At 61.0% G+C, this 18,436-nt stretch carries 20 protein-coding genes and 1 tRNA gene; 15 read left to right on the top strand and 6 right to left on the bottom strand.

Annotation, left to right across the window (positions count from 1 at the left end; all coding sequences use genetic code 11):
* The first annotated feature begins 3 nt into the window (after positions 1-3).
* The 11 genes from NVV72_01030 to NVV72_00980 are packed head-to-tail and all read left to right on the top strand — an operon-like array spanning position 4 to position 12,655.
* Positions 4-1,095: a hypothetical protein gene (locus tag NVV72_01030; GenBank protein ID MCR6657976.1), complete on the top strand. Its 1,092-nt coding sequence runs from the start codon at positions 4-6 to the stop codon at positions 1,093-1,095.
* Complete coding sequence (locus NVV72_01025) at positions 1,092-4,019, top strand: DUF1983 domain-containing protein (protein ID MCR6657975.1); 2,928 nt, start codon at positions 1,092-1,094, stop codon at positions 4,017-4,019. The genes NVV72_01030 and NVV72_01025 overlap by 4 nt, the downstream gene beginning before the upstream one ends.
* Positions 4,016-4,198 carry a hypothetical protein gene (locus tag NVV72_01020; protein ID MCR6657974.1) on the top strand — a complete coding sequence of 61 codons (183 nt, stop codon included), beginning with the start codon at positions 4,016-4,018 and terminating at the stop codon, positions 4,196-4,198. Before NVV72_01025 ends, NVV72_01020 begins: the two co-directional genes overlap by 4 nt.
* A gap of 3 nt (positions 4,199-4,201) precedes the next feature.
* On the top strand, positions 4,202-7,570 hold the full coding sequence (locus NVV72_01015) for a hypothetical protein (GenBank protein ID MCR6657973.1): 3,369 nt from the start codon (positions 4,202-4,204) through the stop codon (positions 7,568-7,570).
* Positions 7,570-7,911, top strand: a complete 342-nt coding sequence (locus NVV72_01010; GenBank protein MCR6657972.1) for a hypothetical protein — start codon at positions 7,570-7,572, stop codon at positions 7,909-7,911. Before NVV72_01015 ends, NVV72_01010 begins: the two co-directional genes overlap by 1 nt.
* 2 nt (positions 7,912-7,913) lie before the next feature.
* Positions 7,914-10,424: a carbohydrate binding domain-containing protein gene (locus NVV72_01005; GenBank protein MCR6657971.1), complete on the top strand. Its 2,511-nt coding sequence runs from the start codon at positions 7,914-7,916 to the stop codon at positions 10,422-10,424.
* Between the two features lie 37 nt (positions 10,425-10,461).
* Positions 10,462-11,367 (top strand): hypothetical protein, encoded by a 906-nt coding sequence (locus NVV72_01000; protein MCR6657970.1) that lies wholly within the window; start codon positions 10,462-10,464, stop codon positions 11,365-11,367.
* Positions 11,367-11,711: a DUF6527 family protein gene (locus tag NVV72_00995; GenBank protein MCR6657969.1), complete on the top strand. Its 345-nt coding sequence runs from the start codon at positions 11,367-11,369 to the stop codon at positions 11,709-11,711. The genes NVV72_01000 and NVV72_00995 overlap by 1 nt, the downstream gene beginning before the upstream one ends.
* Entirely contained in the window at positions 11,708-12,187 is a 480-nt protein-coding gene (locus NVV72_00990; GenBank protein ID MCR6657968.1) for a hypothetical protein, read from the top strand. The genes NVV72_00995 and NVV72_00990 overlap by 4 nt, the downstream gene beginning before the upstream one ends.
* Positions 12,156-12,338 (top strand): hypothetical protein, encoded by a 183-nt coding sequence (locus NVV72_00985; protein ID MCR6657967.1) that lies wholly within the window; start codon positions 12,156-12,158, stop codon positions 12,336-12,338. Before NVV72_00990 ends, NVV72_00985 begins: the two co-directional genes overlap by 32 nt.
* Positions 12,335-12,655, top strand: a complete 321-nt coding sequence (locus NVV72_00980) for a hypothetical protein (protein MCR6657966.1) — start codon at positions 12,335-12,337, stop codon at positions 12,653-12,655. The genes NVV72_00985 and NVV72_00980 overlap by 4 nt, the downstream gene beginning before the upstream one ends.
* 2 nt (positions 12,656-12,657) lie before the next feature.
* Here NVV72_00980 and NVV72_00975 read toward each other — a convergent pair whose 3' ends face one another.
* Positions 12,658-13,002, bottom strand: a complete 345-nt coding sequence (locus NVV72_00975; GenBank protein MCR6657965.1) for a hypothetical protein — start codon at positions 13,000-13,002, stop codon at positions 12,658-12,660.
* A gap of 214 nt (positions 13,003-13,216) precedes the next feature.
* On the opposite strand from NVV72_00975, the gene NVV72_00970 reads away from it, so the two are divergent.
* Positions 13,217-14,116: a hypothetical protein gene (locus tag NVV72_00970; protein ID MCR6657964.1), complete on the top strand. Its 900-nt coding sequence runs from the start codon at positions 13,217-13,219 to the stop codon at positions 14,114-14,116.
* Here NVV72_00970 and NVV72_00965 read toward each other — a convergent pair.
* From NVV72_00965 to NVV72_00945, 5 genes are all read right to left on the bottom strand, one after another.
* Positions 14,105-14,308, bottom strand: a complete 204-nt coding sequence (locus tag NVV72_00965; protein MCR6657963.1) for a helix-turn-helix domain-containing protein — start codon at positions 14,306-14,308, stop codon at positions 14,105-14,107. The two genes, NVV72_00970 and NVV72_00965, sit on opposite strands and share 12 nt — an antisense overlap.
* Positions 14,309-14,602: 294 nt before the next feature.
* Entirely contained in the window at positions 14,603-14,833 is a 231-nt protein-coding gene (locus tag NVV72_00960; protein MCR6657962.1) for a hypothetical protein, read from the bottom strand.
* A 3-nt stretch (positions 14,834-14,836) separates the two neighbouring features.
* Complete coding sequence (locus NVV72_00955) at positions 14,837-15,121, bottom strand: hypothetical protein (protein MCR6657961.1); 285 nt, start codon at positions 15,119-15,121, stop codon at positions 14,837-14,839.
* Positions 15,114-15,443, bottom strand: coding sequence for a hypothetical protein (locus NVV72_00950; GenBank protein ID MCR6657960.1), 330 nt, complete (start codon positions 15,441-15,443; stop codon positions 15,114-15,116). Before NVV72_00950 ends, NVV72_00955 begins: the two co-directional genes overlap by 8 nt.
* Positions 15,440-15,664 carry a hypothetical protein gene (locus tag NVV72_00945; protein ID MCR6657959.1) on the bottom strand — a complete coding sequence of 75 codons (225 nt, stop codon included), beginning with the start codon at positions 15,662-15,664 and terminating at the stop codon, positions 15,440-15,442. Before NVV72_00945 ends, NVV72_00950 begins: the two co-directional genes overlap by 4 nt.
* 169 nt (positions 15,665-15,833) lie before the next feature.
* Here NVV72_00945 and NVV72_00940 point away from each other — a divergent pair, with 169 nt between their 5' ends.
* From NVV72_00940 to NVV72_00930, 3 genes are all read left to right on the top strand, one after another.
* Positions 15,834-16,691, top strand: coding sequence for a DNA adenine methylase (locus NVV72_00940; protein MCR6657958.1), 858 nt, complete (start codon positions 15,834-15,836; stop codon positions 16,689-16,691).
* A 68-nt stretch (positions 16,692-16,759) separates the two neighbouring features.
* Positions 16,760-16,842 (top strand) — tRNA-OTHER (locus tag NVV72_00935).
* A gap of 406 nt (positions 16,843-17,248) precedes the next feature.
* On the top strand, positions 17,249-18,079 hold the full coding sequence (locus NVV72_00930) for a GntR family transcriptional regulator (GenBank protein MCR6657957.1): 831 nt from the start codon (positions 17,249-17,251) through the stop codon (positions 18,077-18,079).
* The last annotated feature ends 357 nt before the right edge of the window (positions 18,080-18,436 follow it).

Raw genomic sequence — 18,436 nt, 5'->3', positions numbered from 1 at the left:
CCCATGAAATCGCTCTCTTCGGCGCAACTGGCCTATCGCCAGTCGCGGGCCGGCGTCTCCACGCATGTCTTGCTGTGGATTTCCGCCCGGAACCGCTCGACCGGCGCGATCGAAACGATCGGGCTCTGGTCGGGCGACGACCACAAGGTGTTTACGGTAGGTGGGGTGGGCCGCACCTATTATGCGGCCGGCAGCCTGCTAGATATCGGCGATATCGTCGCCGAGATCGGCTATGACGTGCGCACGCTCGATGTCACCCTGTCGGCGGTCTCCAACGAGGTGATCGTTGCCATCAGCAGCTATGACGCCCGTCTGGCCCCGGCCGAGGTGCATCTCGCCGAATTCGATACCGAAACCAACCAACTGATCGAAGCGGATCTGGAGCGGGTGTGGAAGGGCTGGGTCGATGAAGCGCCCCAGGTCACGGCCAACCAGGATGAGGAAGGCCAGCCCACCGGCGATTCCACCGTGGTGCTGAGACTGCTGAGCGCGGCCCAGGGCCTGACAAAGACCCTGACCCAAAAATTCAGCGATGCCAGCCAGCGCCTGCGTAACCCGGCCGACGGCGGCTTCAAATATGCCGACGTCGTCTCGGCCGATGTCTGGTGGGGTCAGAACCGCATCGTGCCGAAAACCGTAAAAAGCAAGGTGGTCACCGCCATTCAAGGTCTTTTTCTCGACATGACGCATGTGCGCATGAAAGACTGGGAACCGCGCCTGGTCGCCTATCTGGCGGGGGTCAAGGCCCGGTCGTTTGAACCGGGGTCGCACGATTGCGCCCTCTTTACCGCCGGCGCCGTGGCGGCGATGACCAGTATAGACCATGCCGAGGGCTGGCGCGGCCGCTACAAGACCCTGAAGGGCGGGCAGCGCGCGCTCAAGAAGGCCGGTTATGCCAGTCATGTCGCTTTGGTGGCCACGCTGTTCGAGGAAGTGGCCCCGGCCTTCGCCCATCGCGGCGATATCGCCGTGGTTGACGGGGCCGATGGCATCGCCGCGCTCGGCATCGTCCAGGGCGAAGGCGTCTATGTGCTGAAGCCGGAGGGCCTGGCCATCGTCAGGCGCGCCCAGATGCAACGGGCCTTCCGCGTATGAGGCTGTTTCGTCTTTGGCTGGCTGTTCTGGCCGTTGTCTGTCTCGGCACCGTTGCGGCCACGCCGGCGCACGCCGATCCGGTTTCGGCGGCCATTGCCGCCTGGACGGCGTTTCAGACCGGCGCGCCCTGGCTGATCGTCGCGTTCGAGGCGACCAAGGCGGTGGTCGGTCTGTCGATCTCGGCCCAGGGCCTTGCCCGCAAAAAGACGGCTGCGGCGACGGGGGTCAAGACGACGACCTCCGGCGGGGGCACCACGCCGCAGACCTTCATCGTCGGCAAATACGCCACTGCCGGCCAGGCCGTGTGTCCGCCCATGAGCTACGGCGTCGACGGCAAGACGCCGAACGCCTATCTGGTCTATGTCATCGCCCTCGGCTGCATACCCGGCCAGCAGATCTCGCGCATCGTCATCAACGACAACTATGTCACGATCGGCACGACCGAGGAGACTATCGGCGGGTCCACTGTCCTGGGTTACCCGCTGCAGGACGATTATGCAGGCTATGCCTGGATCCGCTACCACGACGGCACCCAGACCGAGGCCGACGCCCTGCTGATGCAGAAATGCGCGGACTATCCGGACCGGCCCTGGTCGGCGGATATGATCCTGACCGGCATTCCCTACATCGTGGCCGTCTTCAAGCTGAATACCGAACTCTACAGCGGTGAGCCGTCGATCCGCCCCGAATGTATCGGCATCCCGCTTTATGATCCGCGCCATGATGATACTGTCGGCGGCGCCGGCGACCAGCGTTTCGATGATCCCTCGACCTGGGTGACGACCACGAACAACATGGTGGTGTCGTACAATATTCACCGCGGCATCGCCCTGCCGGACGGCCTGAGCTGGGGCGGTGAGGCGGCCGCCGAGGACCTGCCGCTCGATAACTGGTTCGCGGCCATGAATGCCTGCGATGAGGCCGCCGAGGACGCGGATGGCGCGCCCGAGCCCATGTATCAGTGCGGCATGGAAATCTCGCTGTCGGACGAACCGGCGGCCATCCTGGAGGCGCTGAACACCGCCTGTTGCGCGCAATCGGTCGAGATCGGCGGCGTCTGGAAGGTGCGGGTCGGCGGGCCCGGCCTGCCGGTCTATTTCATGGATGACGGCGCGATCCTAATCGACCACGACGAAAACCGCGACCTGTTTCCGAGCCTCGCCGATACCCATAACGGCATTCAGGCGACCCATCCCCTGCCATCCAACCTGTGGGAAAACACGGACGCGCCGCCGATCTATAACGACGGCACGGGCGGCCGGCCGAACTGGGAGGCTGAAGACGGCGGCCGGCGCCTGGTGGCTGACCTGCCGATCACCGCCTGCTGGATACCCACCCAGGCGCAGCGGATCATGACGTCGGTGATCGCCGATGCGCGCCGGTTCCGCCGACATGGCCACACCCGGGGGCCCTATGCCTCCATGCTGGAGCCGCTCGATTCCATTGCCTGGACTTCGGCCGCCGAAAGCTACACCGCCAAGGTCTTCGAACTGACCCGCACTCAGTTGGGCCTGCGCACCCTGAACAATACGATGATGCTGCGCGAACGCGACGGCCTCGATTTCGTGCCGCCTTCGGTATACCTGCCCTGGGTGGCGGCCATTCCGGGCAGTCACCTGCCGGTGGCGCAGGAAGTACCGGGCTTCAGCGTGACGGGCACCACCATCAAGGATGGCAATGGCACGGATCGCCGGGCGGCCCCGGCGATCGAATGGGATGCCGAGGATCTGCTGGATATCGATGCGGTCATGTATGAGGTGCGGGTGCTGCCCAGCCTGGCCGATGTCACCAGTTCGTCGACCGATAATGTCGCCGCCGGCGGCATCGTGGTGGCGGAAGGCATTGTCGGCTCGACCGATTATCAGGCGCGCGCCAAGTTGGTGACCAAGCGCCGCTCCAACTGGACGTCGTGGGTGACGGCCACCACGCCGAACGTTCGTCTGGCCACCGAAGACCTGCCCGAAGAGGTGGTGACGCTCATCACCTCGACGGCCGACGACCTTTTGTCATTCTATCTCGATCTGCAAACCTATAAGCAGATCACCGACAGTCTGCTCTATACCGGCGACGGCAGGTCAATCCAGTATGTCTCCCTGCAGGCGATCAACCGGGCGAACGACGCGCAGTATAAGGTCGACCTGCTGGGTGTGCTGAGTGCCGATAGCTCGGCTTTTGTGCTCAATACCAGTTTCGTCAAGATCAATGCCGACACGACCCTGGCCGGCTTCGTCACCACGGTCAATTCGTCGATCGGCGATCTGGAATCGTCTGTGACCGAAACCGCCACGGCCGTCGACGGGCTGAAGGCGCAATACATGGTCAAGGTTCAGGCCGGGAAATATATTGCCGGCGTCTATGCCGGGGCGGACGATACGACCGGCACGTCCGAGGTCGGCGTCTTCGCCAGCAAGTTCTTTGTGGGCGACACCTCCGATCCGGATCATCCGATCCAGGTCATGCTGTACGGCGGCGGCGTCTTCAGCTTCAATACCGATATCCGCGTCCATGGCGCGGCCATATTCGATGACTCCGTCACCATCCAGGGCATCGCCCTCAATACCTTTATCGTGCCGGCCGAGGCCGAAACCGTTTCCTTTTTCCATGGCGACGGCTCGACCATCTATACGCTCTGCGCCACCACGGTCACCCTCGATGTGGCCGGCACGATCGAAGTGTCGGGCGCCCTGATCCAGGGCTTCCCGAGCGGCGACGATAACTGGAACGTGTGGATCTATATCGACGGCTCGCTCAGCGGACTGACCTCCTACGTCCAGGGCGACTGGACGCAGGTGGCCGTGCCGCTCTTCAACACCCGCGCCGCCGCCGCCGGCGCCCATACCGTGGAAATCAAATGGAAGGGCGGGGCCTCGGTCGAAAACGTCGCCGCCACCCTCTTCGTCAAGGGCATTCAGAAAGTCGCATGATTTACGTTTGTTATCAGCCAGACGCGCCGGGCAGCACCAGCGGCCCGATCGTCCAGTTCACCTCCGGCGCCACGGTCAATCCGGTCATGCTGCCCTGGCCCTCGGTCGAGGATCCGGACGGTCCGCGCGATTACAAGTCGTTCAAGGTCGTGGACGGCCAGATCGTGCCAAAGGAATAAGCCATGGCGTTCCCTCATCCCACCGATGACGCCCTCTGGCTGGAGGACGGCGCGACGGCCTATGCCCCGGCCACAGCCATAGTGGCCGGTATCTTCGGCCCGAAATCGGCGAACATCACGCTGTCCGATGGCAACATGACGGCCACCAACGCCGCGGGGCCGGCCTTCCATATGGCGCGCGGCCCGGTGGCGATCACCGGTGAAGCCTATCTCGAATTCACCATCAACGCCCTGCCGAACCCGACCGACTCGACCACGGGCTTCGGCCTGGTCAATGCCGCCGCGACCAATTACGACACCTATCTGACCGATGTGAACACCTGCGGCTTCTTCAGCCCGGATAACCGGGTGGGTCATGCACCCCAGCACCAGACCGGCTTCGGCATCAATGCCGGCGGCTATACCACCTTCCTCAATGGCTTTGAATGGACGGCGGGCGCCGTGTGGGGCATGGCGATCAGCTCGTCGGCCAAAACGGTCAAAATCACGCCCGATGGCACGACCTGGTCGCCGGAATTCGATATCTCGGCGCTCGGCACGGTCCTCTATCCGGCGGTCGGTTTCTACAATGCCGGCGACTCGATCACCATCAATGGCGGCGCCACGCCCTTTGCCTATGCGCCGCCGGCGGGCTTTGCCGGGCCCGATGTCGCGGGCGGCCTGATGGTGGCCTATGGCCATGTCGGCGGCAGCCCGCGCACCTATGATTTCGGGGCGACGCAGTGGCGCGGTTTCATTGCCTTCGAGCCGTCCGAACTCGATCTCAGCGATGAAGACGAAACCTACCATCTGGTGCTGGAGACCAATACCGCCGCCGACTTCACCGGCGCGAGCTGGGACGCGGCAAGCTGGAACCTGACGGCGCTAAATCCCCAGGACAAGGCGATTGTCAACACGGTCTATAACGGAGTCCACCATCGCTATGGCCGGCTGCGCATCGATTTCGGCGGCACCACGCCCTCGATCAAGCTGAAAGCCTTCCTGCGCTCGCTACTCAGCATTTCGCCGGTCAGTCAGGCCGACCAGATCACCGCCAATTTCTACCTCCTCGACAACCTGACAAACGCCAACAAGAACCTGCGCGACTGGTCGGCGGGGACGGCCTTTGGCGGCATTTATGGCGATGGCCGCTATCCGGTCACCGATGGCAGCGGCAACACGCTCTATCTGCCGTCGATCCCGCGCATGATCATGGATATGTCGGGTGCAGCGCCGGAAGCCTTCGGCGCAATCGGAGACGGCAATTCGCATCCGGCGTCCGAGGTCTTCGATACGCTTGAAGCCCTTCAGGTTGTCTTTCCCTTTGCGATCTCGCTCGATCAGGAACTGGACTGGCTGGCCTGGCAGAAGGCCATCTATTCCGGCCTGAAGATTTCCGCTAACGCCAAGACATACAAGATGTGCAACGCCAATGCGGTGTCGCATCTACCCCTGACCTTTGTCTCCGGCGTTAGCTGGGTCGAGGCCGCCGGGCCCTGGTGGGATTTCTCCGACATCGTGGCCAAGACGACCGATGAGCACCTGGTCGACGACTATAACTTCGCGCTCACGACCGGCACGCCCTGGATCAATGCTGACACCTACGCTCCGGGCCTTCATGATGACGCCACCTTCGGCGGCGGCGAAGCCACCTGCATCGATACCCGCACCGACGGCACCAGCCCGTTCTTCCAGTTCGGCCAGCTCCGCACCCTGACGCCGGGCCGCTATACCGCGATCTGTACCTATACCGCCGCGCATGGCGGCTCTTATGCGCATCACAATCCGACCATCCCCTTTGCCGGCCTTGCCTTCTTCTCCGATAGTCCGGGTGTGGGGACCAATTTCAGCGGCCGCTATGGCTCGACCCGGCCAAACGTCGCCGCGGTGTCGTCCACCGATACGGTCACCATGACCTTCGATTTCGAGGTCACTGAGGAGGTCACGACCTGGTTTACCTTCAGCGGCGGCGGCTGGGCCGACTGGCACGTCACCTATATGGATATCCAGCCGGCCCTGCTGAACTGCGCTGTTCTGATGACGCGGGATGGCTCGCCCTCCCACTATCCCATCATGCAGCCGCTCGAGGGGGTCTGGATATCAGGGCCGGGTTACGACTCCGGCATTACGGGCGTCTTGTGGAAGTCGTTCGCCAATATGGACGGCAACGTCCAGTCTATGGCCTCTTGCGTGGTCACCGGCTTTGAATATGGCATCGAGACCTCGGACGGCGCCTATCTGGTCGAGCTGGAGAAGGTCAATGTCTATAGCAACCACACGGGCTACCGCCACCGCATCGGGTCCTTCAATGCCGGTGAAAATATCCGCTGGCGGGGCGGCGGGCTCTATAACAACGCGGTCGGCATCGATAATGATGGCGGCGCCGAGGTCAACCTGCTGCAAACGGCCGTCGACTACAACGACCGGGCGATCATCAATAATACCGGTATCGTCAATGGTAGCCTGACGCGGATCGAGCAGAACACACCGACGGCAGAAGTTCCGATCTTCCACTGCAAGCCCGGCGGCAAGATCAATTGCAGCCAGGTCTATTTCCTCGGCGCCGGCGGCATCTTTACCGCGCCGGTGCCGCCGGTCCAGCTCGATAGCGCCCTGTCAGCCATGACCTGGGATAACTGCACCATCTATAACCTGTCATCGGCCACCGGCTTCGTTTCCAGCGGGCCCGGCATATTGCGGATCACCAACCTGCAGAAACAGGGCAATCCGAATATCGGGCCTCTCATGCTTTCGGCCAACCCGGTCATGGATATCCTGTCCGGCGCCGGCTATTTCGAGCCGCAAGCGACGCCCTTCTATGGCGGGCATGACGATATCGGCCTCGAAGGCGGTGTTTTCGCCCATCCGGATCATACCCAGATCGATCGCTGGAACACCTCGATCACGACGGTGTCGGTCACCACGGCCTATGCCTATGACGGCACGCGCTGCCTGAAAATCTCCAAGGCGGCCAGCGCCGATTACAGCAAGAATGATCCGTTGCACATCCTGCTGCCGACAAAGGGCGGCAACCTGATGGGCGATTTCCGAATCCTGATCCCGGATGACGTGCCGCGCTACGATACGACGACGATCTATTTCCGCGAATATTGGGTGAAGGTGATCGGTCATGACGCCTTTGGCCTGCCGATCTACGCGCCGAAGGTCAATTTCGCCGGCGAGACCGATATCGCCGTGCCGGAAACCGGTTCGCTCGAATGGATCCAGCGCGGCTTTGGCACGATGTACGACGATGACAGCGCCGATCCGGCCATGGAACAGGGCTTCTATCCGCCGAGTTGGGCGACGCACCTGTTGCTGATCTTCGATCACCAGTCGATCCCGGCCATGGATTATTATTTCGACGCGCTGCGCGCCAATGAGGTGGGTTAATGAGACATCTGGTAGACCGCATCGCCGGGGTGGCTTTCAGCCTGGCCCTGAGCCTGACCGACGATGACGGCGGCATTTCCGATATCGCGCCGGGTGATTACACCTGGTCGCTGCGCGGCAAGGCGGCGGAGGCATCCGGACCGGACGATCCGGTGGCCTTCGCGCTGACGTCTCAGGACAGCCAGATCGCCGTCGTCGACGGTGAGGTCGTCTGCAGCTTCAGCGCGGCCGCCAGCGAGGGGCTGGCCGGTCTCTACCGGCTCCAGCTTATCGGCTACCTGTCCGGCCAGGCCGTGCTGGGCGGTGAGCCGGATCCGCTGCGGTTCGTACCGCGGTACTGACCATGCCCGCTGTCCTGATCCGGCGGACGGTCCGGCTGCCAGTAAGCCTGGCGCCGGCCGTCGAAGCGTCACGCCTGAGTGTACGCTCCCGCGTGGCCATGACCGTGCCGATGCAGGTTCTGGCCCAGGTGACGCCGCCAGCGGGAATGACCGGTGAGGCCCACCAGGTGATCGCGCCTCTGGGGCAGGAGGCCAGCGGCCGGGCCGTGGCGCGCGGAGCGGCGGACCAGGCGGTCAGTGGCATGGTTCAGGACGCCACAGGCACACCGGTTGCTCTGGGGCAGGCAGGGCAGGTTGTGGCCGGTATAGATCAGGCGGCCAGCGGCTCGACAATCGCCACAGGCAGTGCTGCGCAGGTGATCGCGCCGGTGCTTCAGGAAGCCTATCAGGAAGCGATAGCCAGGGCGTCGGCAGACCAGATAATCGCGCCGCTCATGCAACAGGCGGCGGGTCATGCCGTCAGGCTGGGAATGGCAGCGCAAGCGGTGGCCGGGATGGCCCAGGCGGCCGCCGGCAGCGCTGTGGCGGTCGCTTCGGGCGACCAGCTTTCCGGCGGTGTTACCCAGGCCGCGCAGGGCGCAGGCGTAGCCACCGGCGCGGCGGCGCAGGATTCGGCGGCGGTCATGCAGGCGGCTTCCGGTTTGGCGGTCAAGACGGGCCTGACCGCCCAGACCATCGGCGATCTGGTGCAGGCCATTGCCGGATCAAAAGTCGCCAAGGGACAGGCGGCGCTGACCCTCGCGGCGTTGGCGCAATCGGCGGCGGGTTCTGCTGTGGCCAGGGGGCAGGCTTCGCAGACCATCGGCGCCATGACCTGGGCCGCCAGTGGCGCCGCCGTCGCCGAGGGTTCGGCGGCCCAAGCCATCGGCGCCATGGTGCAGACGGCTTCCGGCAGTTCTGGCGTCGTGTTGCCGACATATGTCGGCGTGGCGCCCTTCGTCAACGGCACCGGGGCGATAACACCCACCTTCGCCAGTTCCGGGCGGGCGTCGAACGATCTGCTGCTGCTCTTTGTGGAATCGGCCAACCAGGCGGTCACCACGCCCTCGGGCTGGGGGCTGCTGCCTTCGACGCCGCAATCGACCGGCACGGCCGCTGCTGCGGGTGGGGTCAGGCTTACCGTCTTCTGGAAGGTATCGGACGGCACGGAAACGACCGTCTCGATTGCCGATTCCGGCGACCATACGACGGCCTGCGGGCTGGTAGTTCGGGGCGTCAATACGACTGCCTATACCAACCTGATCAAGAATTCCAATGCCTTCACCAATACGGGCTTCTGGACGAAGTTCAATGCCGGCGACATCCAGACCAATGCCACAATCGGTCCGGATGGCGTCACCACCTGCTGCCGCCTGACGATCACCGCTCCCGTCAACCAGGACGATGGCGGCGGCATATTTACCCAGACGACGACCGGCCTGAACCTGCTGGCGGGTAACACGACCTATACCGTGTCCATATGGGCGCGCGGCACCTCCGCCACCCAGAAGTTCGCCATCGGGTGGTTTGGCAACCAGGGGGCGACGGAATTCGGTCAGTGGAGCCCGGATCAGACGGTCACCACGGCCTGGACGCGGGTCAGCTTCACCTTCACGACCGATGCTGGCACCTACACCTACAACAATATCGGCATTGTATCCGACGCGGCGGCCGACAGCGTCGATATCCTGATCGCCGACATCCAGCTCGAAACCGGCTCGGTGGTTTCGCCGTCGCTGCGAACCACCAATGGCACGGCGGCGTCTATCCGGGGCATCGTGGCGCAAGCCGGCAAGGTGCAGGCCGCCACCGCATCGGTCAGCTTCCCGGCGCCGATCGCGCCGGTGCCGGTCCTGGTGGTCAATGCCCTGGCCAATGACCGCGATGCGGCGGCGACGGGCAATCTGACATCGGTCACCAATGCCGACCTGACCAGCCTGACCACCCGCATCGACCAGACCGTCACTGATGGCCAGGGTGGCGGGCTGGCCGTCATCACCGGCGGCAAGTCGTCCGCCGGCGTCATCACCGCCACCACGGCCACCAATGCGGCCAGTGTGGCCAATGCCTCCCTTTACCCTGGCGCTCGCCGCCTAATCCCTGAAAGGACTATCATGACCAAACTGACCAATGCGGCCGCCCGGACCATCCTGTCGGCAAAGCTCTCCATGTTCGATGGTGGCTCGTTGAAAATCTATTCGGGCGCTGCGCCCGGCAACACCGAGACGGCGCCGACCGGCACCCTGCTGGCCACCCTGACCTTCGGTGATCCGGCCTTTACCCTGAATTCGGCGGCGGACGGCGCCGATGTGGTAGCGACGGCCGAGCCGATCACCCGCGATAATGCTGCCGATGCCACCGGTACGGCCGGTTATTATCGCGCCCTCGATCTGGGCGGTGCGCAATTCGACCAGGGCACCTGTGGCGAATCCGGCTCTGGCGCCGACCTGATCCTGGTGGATACGGACCTGACGGCCGGCGAGCCGGTTGAGATCAGCGCCTGGACGATCACCAAGGCCCTGACCGGCGGCTAAGCCGGCTGACCGCAATCAATCCAAAAAGGGGAATACAATGTTCGATATCCAGGCCGCGATGCGGCGCTGGTCGCTGTGGCTTGTCGCCGCGGGGGCCGCCTTGCTCGCCTTCTTCCAGTATGCGCCCGACCAGGCCCTGGCGTTGTGGAACCAGCTCCCGCCGGAATTCCAGGCGCGCGTGCCTAAGATCTTCGGCCTCGATGTCGGCTTCGCCCTGATCATCCTGGGCAAGGTCGCCATGTTCATCCGCCAGAAGTGGGTGATCGACAAGATCCGCGCCTTCTGCGTCTGGTTCAAGACCATGATCGGGGATACGGCCGGGGCAGCGGTCAGGAAAGCCGCCCTGGGCCTTGGCGCGGCCGGGTGCGTCATGTCCATGTCGGCCTGGGGCTATGGCCAGTATGAGCGGCTAGAGGGCAACCGGCTGGTGGCCTATGCCGACCCGGCTACGAAAGGCGAGCCCTGGACGATCTGCGCCGGCGCCACCGGGCTGATCTATTATGACGGCAAGGTGATGCGGGTCCGCAAGGGGCTGGTGCTAACCGCCGCGCAATGCCGGCAGGTGACCGATCATATCCTCGAAGCGACGCGCGCCGGCCTGAACCGCTGCGTCACCCAGCCGCTGAACCAGGCGCAATCGATCGGCCTGACCCTCTTCGCCGCCAATATCGGCATCGCCGGCGCCTGCAACGGCTCGGTGGTCCGCTATGTCAACGCGGGCGATTTCGCCGCGGCCGAGCGGGTCATGTGGCTCTATTCCTGCGCCCCCAGCACCAACCCGAAATACCCGCACGCCCATTGCGGCCCGGTCAAACGCCAGATGCCGGGCCTGCTTTCCCGTCGCCAGTTCGAGGGCGAGCTGATGACCTCCGGCGACCTGTTCAATCGCTCGCCGGCCGACCTGATGGCGATCGCCAACCACAAAGCGCTGGAGGATCAGTGATGCGTCCGAAAATTCTTATCTGCGACACGCCGAACGCGAACGGCGGCGTCCAGCACTATTTCTACTGCCCAGGCTGCAAGAGCGGTCATGCCTTCACCATCGGTGGCGGCCGGGGTTGGTCGTGGAATGGGGACCGAGAGCGCCCCACGGTCCAGCCCTCAGTGCGCGTTTTCATTCCGGCGGACACTGACCCGGAGTGGCAACAGCCGGAAAAGACGCTGTGCCACCTGTTCATCAAGGACGGGATGATCGAGTTCCTTTCGGACTGCGATCATGAGCTGAAAAGCACCACGGTTCCTCTGGCGGACTGGCCGGAACACTATGGCACCAAGGGGATGTCATGACCGAAGACAAAACCAGCCTGTCCGATGCCGTCGCCAGCGCCGTCATCATCCTGATCACCCTGGTCGCCGGCATCCTGATCGGCTTCTTCTGGTGCCAGACCTGGCATCAGGCCGGCGACCTGAAAAAGACGGCGGCGGCCGCGACCGAAACCACCCACCAGACCATCACAAACGCCGCGGTCGGCCAGGCCGAGGAAGGAAAGCTTATCGCTCATGCAAAGGACACTCAAGCCGCCGTCGATGCCGCCAAGCGCCGGATCGACCACCTGCCGAAGCCTGTTGCACCGACCTGCGTGCCGGACCTCACCGGCAAGGGCTATGTCATCATCAATGCGCCTGATCCTGATGAGTATTGGCGCGCTTTCGCTGATGGCTACAACAGCGTGCTCGATCGGGCCGAAGCCGGTTCCGAAGGCGCCGCTGTTCATCCCGTCGACGGCGCTGGTGTCCTGCCTGCCGCAGCGCCTGAACCGTAACGAGCACTTCGCGGACATGCCGGCCGTCACGAAACGGATCGCCGGCGTCGGGCTCGATACGCTGGGCGGCAACGTCCAGTGCGACGGCAAGCGCGGATCGCTGGTGACGGTGATCCGGAAAGGCCAGGACGACGGGAAGGGTGGGGAATGACGCCACCGCGCACGCGCATTGTAACGCTTAGCGAAGACGCCCTGGAGGAGATGCTGGAACGCGCCGCCCGAAAGGGCAGCGAGGCCGGCATCCGGGAAACCTTCACCTCGCTAGGGGTCGATATTTCGACGGCCGAGGCCCGGATCAAAATACAGCAGGACTTTTCCCACCTGCGCAAAACCCGGACCTATTCCGAACGCGTGGCGACCTTCAGCCTGGCGGCGCTGATTACGTCACTTCTGGGTGGCGTGATTACCCTGCTATGGGCCGGCTACCAGGTCATCATGAAGGGCGGCGCGCCGCCGCACGGGCCGTGATATCAGGCGGGCAAATTGCCACGAGCCATGCGTTCAACTAAATAACCGAAATGCGAAATATTTTCCTCGATCTGTGGCAAACCATAGCTTTCGCGTGATTCCGGCTTCAGGGCCATCTCGGCAAATATTTGTAAATTACCGAGTTTTTCACTCCAGTATTGATCACTTTCACCATGGGATGGCTTATTGTCCAAGCTATGTTTCCGCAGCAGAAACATGTCATTTAAGCGGTCGATGCAAACTTGAATATCTTCCCAGGCCCGTTGAATATCTGCGGCCGAGGTCCCCGCTTCCGGTGTTTTACGGGCTGAGGATTGGATTTGGTTCACCAATGAAGCGGCGGTCATTATGGGCTCCCATTTGTTTGACAAGTGACAGTTAATGGCTAAGGCCAATTAATCAAGGCCGGCTTCGGCGGCATAAGCGCCCTGATGCCATCTGAGGTCAGACTGATCGGCGTGGTGTTCCTTCTGGTAGCGAAGGGGTGAGAGCGTTTGGTTCGCTTTAAACTATTGCGAACTTAAGGCGACAGCGTCATACAGAGGGACAGAGAGGTAAACTATGACCAATGTGCCGCTTATAAATCAAATTCAAAATTTGGTGCTTGACGATGGCCAGCCGGTTACTAGGGCATTGCGTCTCGCAAAGATTGCGGCGGCGAAGTTGGATCTCGATGAGTTCCAAGTCTGGGTTGATTGCGAGCTTGATGGATACGATTGTGCGCCCAGAGACCTGCCTGACTATCGTCATTTGAATGGTTTGCCTAAGGGGCGAGTTCAAGGACGCTGGATTTTGATAAGGCTGGAGAATAGCGAGATCCAAAATTTAATATCTGAAGTCTATCTCAACGAGAGGATTTCCGCGATTGAAGACATAGTGCTGCGCGCCGACGGTACTAATCAGATATATATTCTGGATGACTTCCGTTCAAAAGCACTCGATGAGATTGTTCCGAATGTCGCACAGTTTGGAGTAGAGCTTTCCCCAGGCGCTTTTTCAGGCGTAACTAGTGAGGTCCGCAATATATTATTGAAGTGGACAATAGAAATGGAAAAGGCTGGCATACGTGGGGAAAATTTGATGTTCACGCCAGAAGAAAGAAAAAAATCTGAACTGCCAACTGCCCAAATTATCAATAATAACCATATTGCGGGCAATGTTGGTAGTCTCATGCAAGGTGATGTTGACGGGAACGTCATCGGCAATACCGGTTCCTTCCACATGGGCGATATTACGGACCTGGTCGAGCAGATTGAGGGCGTGGTCCCTAGCTTACCCGAGACCATACGAGCAGATGTTGCCGGTGCCTTAACCGAATTGAAGGTGGAGATGGCTGGCGAAAAGCGGCCCAGCCTGATCCTGGAGTCTCTTAAGAAAATTGGCGGCTTCGCTGGCAAGGTGTCCACCAATATTGCTGCGGCTGGATTGGCGGCCGTGATACGCACGCATTTAGGACTGTGACTTCCACGGCTCCAGCCCGGCCGCCAGAGCTGCGAAGACGTACCGCCAGTAGCCTTTGGCTTCCTTCTTCTCCCAGGCTTCGACCGTCTGGTTGGTAACGCCGGCCGCCTTGGCCAGCGCCGCCTGTGACCAGCCCATAGCCGCGCGGAAGGCTTTCACCTCGTCCGGGGTCATTGGTGTCAAATCTTGCATTTTCTGCCTTTCCGTGATAATCCCTAGGGCAAGGTGAGTAGCGTTTCCGCCACCCACCCCGCCTTTAGAAGAGGTCTCTCAGGTGGCTGATCTTGATGGTCAAATCTAATACCAGCCGCTTGAGGGACTTTCTAAAAAAGAACCGAAACCGAAGTTTCATAGGCGTTCTCCTCTAGGGTCACCGGGGAAGTTCCCGGTAAAATGACATTACCCAAATTATTTGGGTAAGGCAAGCGGAAATGGTTATATTTTCAGGAAAATTGGCAATTATTCCGCAGCGCCTGGCGCGCCGGATTACGCCAAATAAATAAGCACCAGGTGCCGCGCATCGAGTTCAGTGGCGCCGGCAAAGACCTGGTGCTCGATGTCCGCGATCCGGCGCAAGCCGAGGTCGGCGCGGTCGTCGATAATGACCCGCACGACCTCACCAATTCGCGGGCAGATGGCAAGGGCGGGTGCTATGAAACCCTCAAGCTCCTCGCGGGATTCGTAGTCGTAAAAGCGGTAAATCATTCCGTCGGCCAAGCGCTATTCCGCACCGATTGCAATCAGGTCAAGAAAGTCCGGCACGCCGGCGGCTGCCAGTATACGGGCCTCATCGATCGAGGCGACCGCCGTATAGGTATCGATGCTGCCCGATTCCAGATCGGCGACGACCCGCCCGGCGAAAGTTTCGACCTCCTTCAATTCGTCGGCTGAGAACTGCCCTGGGTAGGCATCATCGATAACGTTGACCAGCGCCGCAACGGCGTTGAAGCGGTCCACGGTGCGTTCGTCCAGGGCCGTTATGGTCTTTTGAATTGTATCAGTCATCCGCATCCCTGTCATAAGCGATCCGGACACCGCCTATAGAACCGTCCGGTTTACTGTAGACGACCAGGCTGTGGCCGTACTGGTAGTATTTAAGAACATATCCGCGATAAACTTTCAATGGACGTCTCTCGTAGCAAGTCCCCCAGTTGCGGATCTGCATGGCGTCGGTACTCAAGCATTTGATGGCGAGTAGCTCTTGATAATGCGGCCACGACAGATCGATATAGACATCTAGCGCATTGGCCGGCAATTCGCCCAGGGCGGCGTCGATCTCGGCTATGACCTGGCGCGAGGCGGGTGGCGGTGGGTCAGCGAGTTTCATTGAACGCCTGATCCGGTCTTGCAGGGCAACGGCCGGTCTGAAAATGCCCATTCGACCTGCTCGATCGTCAGGGTGCCACTGATCCGGGCCTCATGGATCAGTTCGCGCACGGTGAGGTGCAGAGTTGATTGGCCCGGCCGCATGATCGTCAGCACCTCATCCGGATGCAGGTCCTTCAGCATGGTTTCGGCCTTCCAGTTTTCGGTGCGTGGCCACTTCATCGAACCTATCCCTTTCAATTCCCGTCCTCGGGCGGGTTCGGCGCGCGCCAACGCGCCTAAACGGCGAGCAAGACCCTCGCCCGGCGTGCCAAAAGTGCACGTCTGTTCCTTCAGTACGCCGCCGCCCTGCCTGCACAGGCGGCTGCATTGATTCCTTAACGAGGGTCCCATGTCAATTAAAAGTTCACATTTTGTTCTCAATCCAGTTTCGCCCTGCGAACCGGCGGCGCCATGGCTCGGCGGCAAGCGTCTCCTGGCGAAACGCGTCTGCGCTATCCTGGCCGCCACCGAGCATAGGGCCTATTGTGAGCCGTTCGTCGGTATGGGCGGCGTATTCCTCCGTCGGGCAGTTCGGCCAGCCGTCGAAGTCATGAATGACATTTCCGGCGACCTGACCAACCTATACCGCGTGATCCAGCGGCATCCGGAGGCGCTGTTTCGCGAGCTGCGCTGGCGGCCGGCGATGCGTGACGAATTCAATCGCCTGAAGGAAACGCGCGATCGGGATCTGACCGATGTCGAACGCGCCGCCCGATTCCTGTATCTGCAGACACTGGCCTTCGCCGGCAAGGTGTCCGGTCAGAACTTCGGTGTCGATGCCACGGCCGCGCATAATTTCGACCTGGCGCGTATCCAGCCGCGCATCGAGCGCATCCGTACCCGCCTCCAGGGCGTGGTGATCGAGAACCTGGACTGGCTCGATTTCATCACACGATACGATCGGCTGGGTACGCTATTCTATCTCGATCCGCCCTACTGGGGCTGCGAGGGCGACTATGGCCACGGCCTGTTCATTCGGGGCGACTTCGAGCGCCTGGCCGCAAAGCTCCAGGGCGCTGCCGGCATGTTCCTGATGTCGATAAACGACACGCCCGAGATCCGCGCGCTCTTCGCCTGGGCGGATATCCTGTCGGTCGACACGGTTTACACGGTGGGCAATGCCGATCGGAGCGAGGCCGCGAAAGAGCTGCTGATCGGAAAAGGCGTAAACCTGAGCCCCGCCGCGCCACAGGCGATGCTTTTATGACGTGGTTGGCACCGCTGTACCTGATGTAGCAGGCTTGCGAACTCGCCCAATTCGGTTACAACCTTGGCGCATTCGTTGCTTTGAAAACACTGACAAATTACTCAGACTACGAATCTGAGGGTCGGGCGTTCGAATCGCTCCGAGTGCGCCATTCAAATCAATGACTTAGACGAAAAAAGCGGTGCAATTGCACCGCTTTTTTCGTCTGTGAACCACTGTAAGAACGTATTGATTTTGCGGCATTTTCCGCCCAGCCAGGTTGTCGCACCCAGATCTTCCATCAGAGCGTGGCGGCAGTGACCGTCAAGCTCAATGATGCCTTACCCAAAAGCCAGGCATTTAGGCCTTAGCCTTAGCTTGGCACTGAGTATGGCATTTTTTTCTGTCATTTCGGTCAGTATGCACATCGGTATTCAATGTACGTTATGGTGGATAGCGAGGTCATCTCCGCTTGAAATTGCTTAACCAATTTCGATATAGTGTAGAATTGAGATACAAGTGCCCTCGGCGGGGATGGCGGGATATTTAAGCAGAGTTTGCGACAGGGGCGAACAGGCATGACGGAGACGGGTGATATTTTAACGGCAAAGACTGAGGCAGACAAGGAGGTCCGCGCGTATCAGAGCGTTGGGAATTCCCTGCTGCAACGCATTCGCACCGGTGAATTCCGGGCCTCCGGAAAATTGCCGACCGAGCGTGAACTGGCCGAGGTCTACGGCGTCGGGCGGGCCGTGATTCGTGATGCCCTGGTCATGCTCGAAGTGAAGGGGCTCGTGCAATCCCGCCAGGGCTCAGGAATCTACATCACCCGCAAGGCCTATGAAATACAGCCTGTTGAGGTCGTCGAGGTCAAGGCACGTCCGGCCTGGGAACTCCTGCCTGCCGGCGGACCTTTCGAGCTGATGCAGGCGCACCAGTGGTTCGAAAGCCATATTGCCCGCCTGGCCGCCATCCAGGTTACTGAAGACGATATTCTTCATATCCAGCAGGCGTGCGATGATTATGGCCGGGCTGACTTTGCGGATGTCAGGGAAAAGCTTGAGTTGCAGGTGCATATGGCGATTGCCGCCGCCACGCAGAACGCAGAACTGACCATCATGGTTGGGCAATTATGGATGCGACGGGATAACGACCCGTTCTGGAAAGCGGCAGGCCCAAGATTGCACAGCGCCCAGAATCGTGACCGCTGGGTTCAGGATCACGCCCGCCTGTTAAGCGCCGTCCGCAACCGTGATGGAGATGGCGCCTATGTCACCATGTGGCAGCACATGGACGCCGTGAAGCAACTGCTCTCCGGTGGCGAAGGTTTTGGCTTGGCTGAAGGCAACGCGGAAAAGACAGGGAGCCGCGTCCGTGCCGGTCGTCGCCGGCTGAAGGTCGGCGTCTGATTTAGAGCCCTTTCTGAGAATGGCATTTAGAGCGCTGATCTGCTGCATCAGAGCCGAACAGGAGATCATTCTCGCCTGTCTCTTAACCTCGAGCCGCGGTTGCGAGGTCGTGACGCGCAGGTCTCTCTGACGAGGAATCGAAAGGGTGGTCCTATGCCCAACTTTCGGTCCGGCTGGCGATATTGGTTGGCCAATGAATTTGGCAAACCAATTTTGGTGCGATTTCTTGCCCATCTGGTCGATGAATATAGTATTTTTATCACAGAGGTTGACCAATGTGCGGGCTGTAAATTGGTCAGATTTCTTATTTAAATATGCATAAATACCTAAAATTTAATATTAAATCCGGATAATTCG

Source organism: Asticcacaulis sp. (genome assembly GCA_024707255.1).
GTDB lineage: Bacteria > Pseudomonadota > Alphaproteobacteria > Caulobacterales > Caulobacteraceae > Asticcacaulis.
The sequence above is the reverse complement of the archived record's forward strand: the minus strand, read 5'-3'. Positions and strand labels throughout refer to the sequence as shown.